The sequence below is a fragment of the Frankia sp. CcWB3 genome (assembly GCF_977927595.1).
Window position 1 is genome coordinate 1 of record NZ_CDWRCK010000175.1, and the last position, 9099, is coordinate 9099.

A 9099-nucleotide genomic window follows, 5' to 3' on the forward strand; every position below is an offset into this window, starting at 1 on the left:
CCACCGGTGCGCGCCCCCCGAACCGCCGCCGTCGGGCGGGTCGTCATCGGGGCGCGCACCGTTCACCGGTACACCGGACTCCCCGACACCGGACTCCCCGGCTTCGCGTTCGCCGGTCTCGCGTTCGGCCCCGACACGCTCGTCGAGACCGGCCAGGGCCTCGTCGAGGACGGCGTCGAGAGTCTCGTCGTCCATTCCGGGGGCGTCGAACGGCCCGCGGCGGCGGCGATGCGGTAGCGCGAGACGGGCACCGGTACGGATGTCGGCGGCGAGCACCGTGGTCCGCCCCGCCCACGCGGCGAGTGCCATCGCGGTCTTGGCCAGCACCACGTCGGCGCGCATGCCGTCGACGTCGCAGCCGGCGCAGATGGCGGTGACGGCCCGCAGCGCCGCGTCGGTGAGCCGGACCGTGCCGAGCCGGCCGCGGGCGGCGACGACCCGGGCCGCGAGTTCCGCCTCCGCGTCCGCCCAGGTCGCGGCGAACCCGGCCGGGTCGGCTTCGAACGCCAGCCGGCGGCGGACGACCTCCGCGCGCACCGCCGGGTCACGGCTGGCCGCGACGTGCACGGTCAGCCCGAACCGGTCGAGCAGTTGCGGACGCAGCTCGCCCTCCTCCGGGTTCATCGTCCCGACCAGCAGGAACACCGCCGGATGGCGCACCGACACCCCGTCGCGTTCGACGTGGGCGACCCCGAAGGCGGCGGCGTCGAGAAGCAGGTCAACGAGATGGTCCCCCAGCAGGTTGACCTCGTCGACGTAGAGCAGCCCGCGGTGGGCGGCGGCGAGCAGACCCGGGCGCAGGACGCTGACCCCGTCGGCCAACGCCCGGTCCAGATCGAGGGAACCGGTCACCCGGTCTTCGGAGGCGCCCACGGGCAGTTCCACCAGCCGGGCCGGACGGGTCAGTGACGACGGCGACGGCGACGGCGCGGGATGCGGGCCGTCGGGGCAGTCCGGTGACGGCGCGTCCGGCGCGCAGGAGAACCGGCAGTCCTCCACGACCGCCACCGGGGGCAGCAGGGCGGCCAGGCCGCGCACGGCGGTGGACTTGGCGGTGCCCTTCTCCCCACGCACGAGGATTCCGCCCAGCGTGGGGGAGACCGCGTTGAGCAGCAGGGCCAGGCGCAGGTCGTCCATACCGACCACCGCCGACAGCGGGAAGCTCACCACGGTGTCGACGCCGTCGAGGCGAGCGGGTGTCGCCGGTGCACCGTGTGCGGCTGACAGGATCGACACGACCGGCACGACGGACACCGATGCGGTGCGTACGACGGGTGCGGCGCGTACGGCCGGGATGGCCGACGTGGCCGGTCTGGCAGTGGTACGGGCATGCCGGGGTCCTCCCAGGGTCCTCGCCCATGGTCATCACGGCGACGGCCGGAGTATCCTGGCTCCCGGATCAACGCGCACCTTCGGCCTTCCAGCCGCCGCTGCGGCCGTGGCCCGTCGCCCCGCCCGGGCGGCTCGGGGTTCCTCTCCGGACCCCTGGTCGGGCGATCGCCGGGCATGCCCGCCTCCTCGCCGGCGAGCATGCCCGGGAAGGTTCACTTCCCGGTGACAGTGGCGGGACCGCGCCGGACTCGTACCGGCTTCCTCCCCTGCTGTCGCGTCTGTCAGCATGACATATCCGAGGATCGCGGGCGGGGGGACCGCGGGCGAACTGGTATCCCGCCCCCAGGCCAGCCCGAGGCCGGTGGACACGGGGGTGGCGACTTCATCCTCCGCGGTCGCGTCTGTCAGAATGATGTCTCCCGTTGACGTTCAGAAGGGCACACACCTTGCCCGACGATCTCGATCCCGCCGCGGGAATCATCGGGGACGCCCGCGGCCGGCTGCGTGCCGACTGCGGACGCTGTTTCGCGCTGTGCTGCGTGGCACCGGTGTTCTCCGCCTCGGTGGACTTCGCGATTGACAAACCCGCCGGCACGGCCTGCCCCAACCTGAACGCGGGCTTCGGCTGCGCTGTCCACGAGCAGCTGCGGCCGCGGGGGTTCCGCGGCTGCGCCGTGTACGACTGCTTCGGCGCCGGGCAGCAGGTCTGCCAGGTCACCTACGGCGGGCGGGACTGGCGGGCGGCACCGGACAGTGCCCGGCGGATGTTCGATGTCTTCGCGGTCATGCGGGCGCTGCACGAGCTGCTGTGGTATCTGAGCGAGGCGCTGAGCCTGCCTGCCGCCGCCCCGCTGCACGCCGAGCTGCATGACGCCCGCGCCCGCACCACGCTGCTGACCTGCGCCGACGCTGACACGCTGCTCGCCGTGGACGTCCCCGCGCTGCGTCGGGCGGTCCATCTGCTTGCTGCTGCAGGCCAGCGACCTGGTCCGCGCCGAGCTGCCGGTCCGCGCCGGGAGCAGGCGTCCCCGGCGGCGCCCCCGCGGCGCCGACCTGCTCGGCGCGAACCTCGCCGGGGCGGACCTGCGCGGCGCGGCGCTGCAGGGAACCCTCCTGATTGGCGCGGATCTGCAGGGGGCTGACCTGCTCGGCGCGGACCTGCGCGACACTGACCTGCACGGCGCCAACCTGCATGGCGCCCTGTTCGTCGTTCAGGCCCAGCTCGACGCCGCCCGCGGGGACGCCACCACGGCGCTGCCCCCGGCCCTGACCCGCCCCGTGCACTGGACGCGCCCGGCGGCAGGCTCGGACCCCACGCCCGGGACCGCGCCGATCCCCTCGTCGTTGCCCAGTGCGGCCCGGCCGCGGCGGTCGGCGAGTTCTCCTCGGTCGCCTCGTTCCCCGCGCCGCCGCTGACCGGCAGACCGGTCGTCGGCGGCGCTATGCCGACGCCGGGCCCGATCCCCCGGTCGGGCCACGGCGCGGAAATCACGTCTTCACCGGCGGGACGGCGCGTCAGGATGGGACCATGGCACGCGAGGATACCGGCGACATCCGGCAGGACCCGGAACGGGACGCCTGCATCACCGCCACGAGCATGTTCGTGGGCATCACCGGGACCACCGACATCGGCAGAGGAATCGACCCGGAATCGCTGCAGGAGGTCCTGCGGCGGGCGTTCACCCTCGTGCGCACCATCGTCTCCACGCACGGCGGCTCGGTCGAGAGATTCATCGGTGACGCCGCGTTCGCCCTGTTCGGCGTCCCCCAGCCGCACGTGGACGACGCGCTGCGCGCCGTCCACGCCGCCCTCGAGATCCGGGCCGCGACGGAGGCGCTCAACACCGAACGTCACCACGACCGGGACCTGAGGCTGCGCGTGCGGATCGGGATCAACACCGGCGAGGTCACCGTCGCCGCCGGTGGCGTCAGTGCCGGTGGCGTGAGTGGCGACCCGGTGAACGTCGCCTCCCGGCTGGAACACGCCGCGCCCGCCGGCGAGATCTTCATCGGCGACACCACCTATCATCTCGTCCGGGACAGCGTCACCGCGAGCGAGGCGGATCCCCTCGTCGTGCAGGGCAGGCCCGTCCCGTTGCGTGTGCACCGGCTGATCGGACTGGCCGCTCCGTCGCCGGCCGCCTGAGCACCACCGGGCGCCCCCGGTGCCCCGCCCCGGCTCCGTGGGCGAGCGGGACGAAGGGCGGTGCGGGACTGCCAGCGGAATGTCAGCGGCGCCGGACGCGACGTGAACCGGTCCGCGGGATGACGGCCGGTTGGGGGCCGCGGCCCAGCCCGCCGTGGCGGACCTGCATGTGGGTGGCGAGCAGTTGGGATGCCTCGGCCTTGGTGGGGACCCGGTCCGAGATGATACCGCAGTACGTGCAGGTGTATCTGGCCATCATGAGGTCCCTTCGGATGCTCGGGTAGGGCCAGAATGCGGCAATGCCGCGACAGATGCATCACATTCCCAGTTCGCATACCTATCTGAAACGCTAATCTCCCACGTGTTTGCATGTCAATCTGGTACGCCCATAAGGTGGGTGGATGCCCCGCCCGCCGTGGACGCCGAGGACGCAGGCTCACCATGAGCTCATGGCCGCCCTGTCCGCCTCAGTCGACGCCGCCTGCGAGGCGGAGGAGAGAATGTGGGAGGCCGCCCGCGCCGCCCGCGCCGGCGGAGTGCCGATCGACTCGACCTGGTGGCCGCGCTCACCCGGCGCGGACGGACCACCATCTACCGCCATCTCCCCCTTGGGCAGGATCTCGGCGACGCCTGAACGCGCACCGCTTCGCCGGCCCCGATCCCGGCGTGGCGTCCCCGGCCCGGCCCCTCAGCGGCCAGGGAACAGCTCCCACCCGGCGGTGACGCGGTCGGCGCCGGCGGTGGCCAGCAGCCGGCTGTCCGGGGCGAAGGCCACCTCGTGCACCGGCCCGCCGTGCGGGGGCAGCCGGTGGGCGGGCCCGGGACACTCCGGATCGGTGACCTCGCACAGGGTCACGGTCTGCTCGCCGCCGCCGGCGGCGAGCAGGGTGCCGTCCGGGCTGAAGGCGAGCGTGTGCACGGCCCGGCGATGGTCGGCGACCGCGGCCAGCACGGTCTGGGCCGTGGGGCCGGCGACCGAGTAGACCCGGATGGTCCGGTCCCTGCCGGCGGCGGCGAGCAGATCACCGTCCGGGCTGAACGCGACCGTGTGCACGGGACCGCGCGCGCCGGTCAGCGTCACCGTCGCCGCCGGCCGGGTCGGGTCGGGTCGGCGAGATCCCACAGGATCACCGTCCGGTCCTGCGAACCGGTGGCCAGCAGGGTCCCGTCCGGGCTGAACGTCACCGCCCGCACGGGACCGCGATGCCCGGCGAGGACCGCAGCCCGCCGGGGAGCCCCCGGTTCGGCCAGGTCCCACAGCAGCACCGCCCGGTCGTCGCCGGCGGTGGCCAGCAGCGTGCCCCCGGGCTGAAGGCGAGATCGTGCAGGTAGCCGCGATGCCCGGTCAGCGTCATCAGCGGCAGTGGGCGGGTGGGGTCGCCGACCTGCCAGAGCACGGTGGTGCCGGCGTCCCCGGCGGCGGCGAGCACCCGCCCGTCCGGGCTGAACGTCACCGCCCGCACCCACTCCTGGTTGATCCGCCGCCCGTAGCCGACGGTCGCGATCAGTCGCGGCGGGGCGGGGAACGCCCACGCCCACAGCCGTACGGTCGTGTCGGTGCCGCCGGTGGCCAGCAGCGAGCCGGAGGGGCTGAACGCCACGCTCATCGGATGACCGCGCTCCTGCGGCAGCACCGCGACCCGTCGTGCCGCGATGAGATCCCGGGAGCCCGGGTGTGCGTGCCCGGCGCGGGAACGGTGCGGGCGCCGGCCGGGCCCCGTCGCATCCGCCGGGACTTCCGCGGGAAAGGGGGGTGGCACGAGCCCCCCGGCCGGCCACGGGGCAACGACCGTGACCTGGCGTAGCAGCCAGTCGCGGGCGGTGGTGGCGTCCAGCCCGAACAGGTCGAAGGCGAGCAGATGCCCGAACGGGCCGGGCCGGGCGCGGTCCTCGATCCGTACCAGCATGACCCGGCCGGGCCGGGCCGGGCGCCCTGCCGGTCCTCCCCGCGCCGTTCCCCCGGCAGGGGCGCCCGTTCCCCCGAGGGCGGCATTCGCACCGTCCCCCGCCGCGGGACCGGACCGCCGGCACCGGCACGGCGGCCCCGGCCTGGGCCGAGCGGGTGAGCGCGGCCAGGTAGGCGGACGACCAGATCAGCAGGATCTCCCCGCCGAGGGTGAGATGCCGGTCCAGGTCGAGCGCGGGGTCGCCGGGGAGCGCCGTGTCCCCGGCGGGGTCGGGTCCCCGGCGGGGGCCGCGGTCAGCGGATGGCTCACAACCCGGTAGCCGGCCTGCTCGAGCTGCCAGGCCAGCCAGCGCGCCCACGCGGCGTCCCGCGGCGCGTTCGCGTGGGACAGGATGATGTCCCACGACGGACCCGCCGCGGCCGCCCCGACATCGGTACCCGCGTCCGGCCCGCCTCCGGCGGGCGCACCTGGAACACCTGGAACACCTGGCGAACCGGACTCCTTGGGCCCATTGGAAACATCGGGCACATCGGTCGGGGTGCTGCCCGCCCCGGCCGGGGGACCGTCCTCGCCGTCTGTGCCGCGGACGTGATCGGCCGCGGCGCTGCCCCTGCTCACACCCGGCAGCCTGCCACGCCCACCCCACCCCCAAAAAGATGATCATAAATGCCGATCGGGGGACGAGTCTGGCCGGTGCCGTTCCCGCCGCCGAAAGCGGACCGGTTACCGCCCCCTGTGCCGTCATCGGCAGGCCATTGTCACATCCGGTTCACCGTCACATCCGGTTCCCGTGGCGGGCCTTCCCCCCGCGGACCCGGCGGACAACGGCGATCCCGTGCCTGCGGGCGGATGCACGCCGTCGGTACGGGCGAGGTCTGGGAAGGCCCCGTCGGCAATCGGGGGGAGCATAAGCATCCGACGGTGTTCCGTTCGGTGCTCTGCGATGGCGCGGCGTAGCCGCCGGACACCGTGTCCCCCGATCCCGCAGAGCGCCTGATCGATTTCAGCGAGCCGTTCGTCGCACGTGGTGATCGCCTCCGCGGCCGCTCGGCTCTGCTCATCGAACGGCCTTCTGGTCATCTCCATGCTCAGGGCCAGGCAGGGATTGAACATACTTTTGTTGTCCAGGAGAGGAATCAGGTCGCCGGCGATCCGCCGGAGCTCCTCACCGGACAATTCACTGGGCATGCTCTTCGTGCCGAGAAGCCGGGTGAACCCGGCCATGATACTCTGGACATGCTGTTCGAACGACACGTCGGTGTCCGCCCGCGCCCCGTACGGGCCGTCGGTCGCGTGCGGGAAGGCCCGGCGATACAGCGCGGCGTACTCATCCAGTATGGTCTTTCGCTCCGCGGCTGGCGTCTTCGCGGCGGAGAACCACAGCCGAAGCTCCGTCTCGAAGTAAGCCCAGCGGGCGGCGGACCGCCCCGTTCCGGTCAGGTAGAAGCGGCCGATCCGCGCCGCGAGGTTGCGGTGTTCGTCCCGGCCCGCCCCGTCAGGGGCAAGCTCGTGGGCGATCGCACCCAACGACACTCCGTACCGTTTGTAGTGCTGCTCGTAGTCCTTGTAGCGGCGGGCCAGGAGGGCGTCGAGGTGGGAGTCCCCGGTCGCGCGCGGTGGCTGTTGTGGTTTACCGGACATGGCACCTTCTCGTGGACGATCGCGGGGACGCGGGAGCCGGAAAGAATGCGTCAGGAGTTGCCGCATTGGGGACGTAATGAAGTAACAAATACGTGATCGAGAGTATCATCGCAGGTCACAGGCCTGTGGAGGGTTCGAAACGCGCAAGTTATTTCATTTCGACTCCATTGACCCTCCGGATACGGCGTGATCCATCGCGTAGGAGGATATGAATGCACGGCGGTTGCCGCATTCGGCATCGGCGTCGACCTCCCTTGGTCCGGTGACGAAGCATCTTGCCACGCATTCCTTGCGTTGAGTAAGAAGGGTGCATGCAGGCCAGGACTCGATCCACGCCACCTTATTGCCCGGTACCGCCGGTCCAGTGAACAGGCCCAGGCGCCGTGCTATTCGACACCCGCTTCCCGAGGAGTATCCTGCGATGAATCATCGCCGCCCGCGTCGACGACGCCGTCGGGACAGGCGCGAGCACCCGCGTCCGTTGCTCCTTCGCCTGCCGGGCGGCGCCCGCCGCGAGAACCCGCGCGCCGCGGTGGGCGCGCCGGCGAGGCCGGACTCCCCGGTCGCCGGGGACCGTCACGGCGAATCCGACGGGCATCGTCGGGCCGGTTACGCCGCATGCACGATAGTCGCGGTCGCCGGCGGGGGCGCGCTGCTGCGGGCGGGGCTGGTCAGCGCCGACGGGCTCGTCGTCCAGCTATGGGGGGTCCTGGTCGCGTTGATCGTCGACGGCTTCCTACGGAGTCGACGGTGATGGCCGCGGCCACGGGACGGCAACAGGCCGGTCGGGTTCGATCCAGGCTGGTCGGGTTCACAGCCCGACGCGGCCGGAGGGGTTGTCGCGGTCGAACAGCCGTCCGGCGCGGACGTAGCTGTCGAGCGACGCCGAGGAGCGCCACCGGCCCTGGCGCATGATCGACCGGTCGGCGACACCGGCGCGGGCGGCGGCGGTGGCGAACCCGGAGCGCAGCGAATGCCCGGCGAAGTCGGCCGGGTCGAGTCCGGCGGCGGCCACCCGGCGCTGCACGATCCGGGCCACCGAGCCCGGGTAGAGCCGCCCCGGCGCGACCTGCCCGTGCCGGTTGACCGCGCGGAACGCCGGCCCGTCGGTCAGCGCGGCGGCGCCCGCCCAGGCCCGCCAGGCCCGTACCGGGCAGGTCGGCCGGTAGGAGCCGTAGGCGACGCCGACCAGGGCACCGGCGGCCTCCTGGTCGGTCTTCGAGGCCCGGATCGTCAGGACGACTCCGTCGGGGGTCTCGAGCAGGTCGGCGACGTCGAGGCCGACGAGTTCGGAGCGGCGCAGGCAGCCGGCGAACCCGATCAGCAGCAGTGCCCGGTCGCGGACGTCGACGAGGTGGTCGTCGCGCAGCCCGGCGACGACCCGGGCCAGCAGGGAGGTGTCCAGCGCGGTCTTGCGGTCCGGGCGGACCCCGCGGGTGCGGCGGATACCGTCCCAGACGGCGCAGACCTCCGGTGCGCTCGCCGGGTTGGGATGGCGACCGAGCTGGTGGGAGACGGAGATCGCGGCGAGCCGGCGGCGGATCGTCGAGGGCTTGTACCCGGCGTCGGCGAGCGTGGCGAGGTAACCGGCGACCGTCGCCGGGGTCGCCGGCAGCGGGCACAGCGGCACCGTCTGGCGTTCACACCAGGCCCGGAACTGGCGCAGGTCACTGTCGTAGGCCCGCCAGGTCGCCGTGGAACGCGCGGCGCGGGCGTAGTCCCCTACCCGGGCGAGCAGATCGGCGGTGAGCTGCCCGTCGGTGCCCGGCGCCAGGACCGGCACCGGCGGCTGTGCCGCGCCGGCGGAGCCGGCCGGTAGCGCACGGGGGCCGGGGATCGGCATGGTGGCCTCGTCGTTCACCACCGGGGCGTCCGGACATCCTGGAACATCGAGACCCACCCTAGTCCGCCGCGGCTCGCCCGGGATCGTGGACGGGCTCCGAGGCACGCGGTGTGAAGCTCAGCGGCGTCCTCGGCCGCCCGACGGGGAACCGGTAATAGCCGTCACCGGTACGCCGTCGCCTTGGCCTCAACAGCACTTGACTTCAACAGCGATTGAGCTTCTAGGGCCTG

The 9099-nt window shown here is 73.1% G+C and carries 11 protein-coding genes, 1 pseudogene and 1 riboswitch; of the genes and pseudogenes, 4 read left to right on the plus strand and 8 right to left on the minus strand.

What is annotated here, in order from left to right:
• Positions 1–1137 (minus strand): ATP-binding protein (locus tag ACY5KJ_RS13770; RefSeq protein WP_462203526.1); only part of this gene is annotated, 1137 nt, incomplete at its 3' end.
• Between the two features lie 375 nt (positions 1138–1512).
• Positions 1513–1594: riboswitch (cobalamin riboswitch) on the minus strand.
• Positions 1595–1778: 184 nt separating this feature from the next.
• Between ACY5KJ_RS13770 and ACY5KJ_RS13775 the strand changes: the two are divergent.
• Both ACY5KJ_RS13775 and ACY5KJ_RS13780 read left to right on the plus strand, forming a co-directional pair.
• Positions 1779–2622, plus strand: a pseudogene (locus tag ACY5KJ_RS13775) (pentapeptide repeat-containing protein); the annotation flags it as partial.
• Between the two features lie 238 nt (positions 2623–2860).
• Entirely contained in the window at positions 2861–3478 is a 618-nt protein-coding gene (locus tag ACY5KJ_RS13780; RefSeq protein ID WP_462187356.1) for an adenylate/guanylate cyclase domain-containing protein, read from the plus strand.
• Positions 3479–3560: 82 nt separating this feature from the next.
• Here ACY5KJ_RS13780 and ACY5KJ_RS13785 read toward each other — a convergent pair whose 3' ends face one another.
• Positions 3561–3737, minus strand: coding sequence for a hypothetical protein (locus tag ACY5KJ_RS13785; RefSeq protein WP_462203523.1), 177 nt, complete (start codon positions 3735–3737; stop codon positions 3561–3563).
• A gap of 243 nt (positions 3738–3980) precedes the next feature.
• Here ACY5KJ_RS13785 and ACY5KJ_RS13790 point away from each other — a divergent pair, with 243 nt between their 5' ends.
• Entirely contained in the window at positions 3981–4112 is a 132-nt protein-coding gene (locus ACY5KJ_RS13790; RefSeq protein WP_462187355.1) for a hypothetical protein, read from the plus strand.
• A gap of 54 nt (positions 4113–4166) precedes the next feature.
• Here ACY5KJ_RS13790 and ACY5KJ_RS13795 read toward each other — a convergent pair whose 3' ends face one another.
• The 5 genes from ACY5KJ_RS13795 to ACY5KJ_RS13815 form a co-directional block, all read right to left on the minus strand.
• Complete coding sequence (locus ACY5KJ_RS13795) at positions 4167–4601, minus strand: WD40 repeat domain-containing protein (protein ID WP_462187354.1); 435 nt, start codon at positions 4599–4601, stop codon at positions 4167–4169.
• On the minus strand, positions 4556–4744 hold the full coding sequence (locus ACY5KJ_RS13800) for a WD40 repeat domain-containing protein (protein ID WP_462203524.1): 189 nt from the start codon (positions 4742–4744) through the stop codon (positions 4556–4558). Before ACY5KJ_RS13800 ends, ACY5KJ_RS13795 begins: the two co-directional genes overlap by 46 nt.
• The gene (locus ACY5KJ_RS13805) at positions 4660–5385 is read right to left on the minus strand and encodes a WD40 repeat domain-containing protein (RefSeq protein WP_462187352.1); all 726 of its coding nucleotides are present in this window, start codon (positions 5383–5385) and stop codon (positions 4660–4662) included. Before ACY5KJ_RS13805 ends, ACY5KJ_RS13800 begins: the two co-directional genes overlap by 85 nt.
• Positions 5386–5571: 186 nt before the next feature.
• Positions 5572–6003, minus strand: a complete 432-nt coding sequence (locus tag ACY5KJ_RS13810; protein WP_462187351.1) for a hypothetical protein — start codon at positions 6001–6003, stop codon at positions 5572–5574.
• Positions 6004–6126: 123 nt separating this feature from the next.
• On the minus strand, positions 6127–7026 hold the full coding sequence (locus tag ACY5KJ_RS13815) for a hypothetical protein (RefSeq protein ID WP_462187350.1): 900 nt from the start codon (positions 7024–7026) through the stop codon (positions 6127–6129).
• A 481-nt stretch (positions 7027–7507) separates the two neighbouring features.
• Here ACY5KJ_RS13815 and ACY5KJ_RS13820 point away from each other — a divergent pair, with 481 nt between their 5' ends.
• Complete coding sequence (locus ACY5KJ_RS13820) at positions 7508–7780, plus strand: hypothetical protein (RefSeq protein ID WP_462187349.1); 273 nt, start codon at positions 7508–7510, stop codon at positions 7778–7780.
• Between the two features lie 57 nt (positions 7781–7837).
• Here ACY5KJ_RS13820 and ACY5KJ_RS13825 read toward each other — a convergent pair whose 3' ends face one another.
• On the minus strand, positions 7838–8926 hold the full coding sequence (locus ACY5KJ_RS13825; RefSeq protein WP_462203525.1) for a site-specific integrase: 1089 nt from the start codon (positions 8924–8926) through the stop codon (positions 7838–7840).
• Between the last annotated feature and the right edge of the window lie 173 nt (positions 8927–9099).

Coding starts and splice junctions, on each gene's coding strand:
- ACY5KJ_RS13815 (WP_462187350.1), bottom strand. CDS start 7,026: ATGTCCGGTAAACCACAACAGCCACCGCGCGCGACCGGGGACTCCCAC.
- ACY5KJ_RS13805 (WP_462187352.1), bottom strand. CDS start 5,385: ATGCTGGTACGGATCGAGGACCGCGCCCGGCCCGGCCCGTTCGGGCAT.
- ACY5KJ_RS13785 (WP_462203523.1), bottom strand. CDS start 3,737: ATGATGGCCAGATACACCTGCACGTACTGCGGTATCATCTCGGACCGG.
- ACY5KJ_RS13780 (WP_462187356.1), top strand. CDS start 2,861: ATGGCACGCGAGGATACCGGCGACATCCGGCAGGACCCGGAACGGGAC.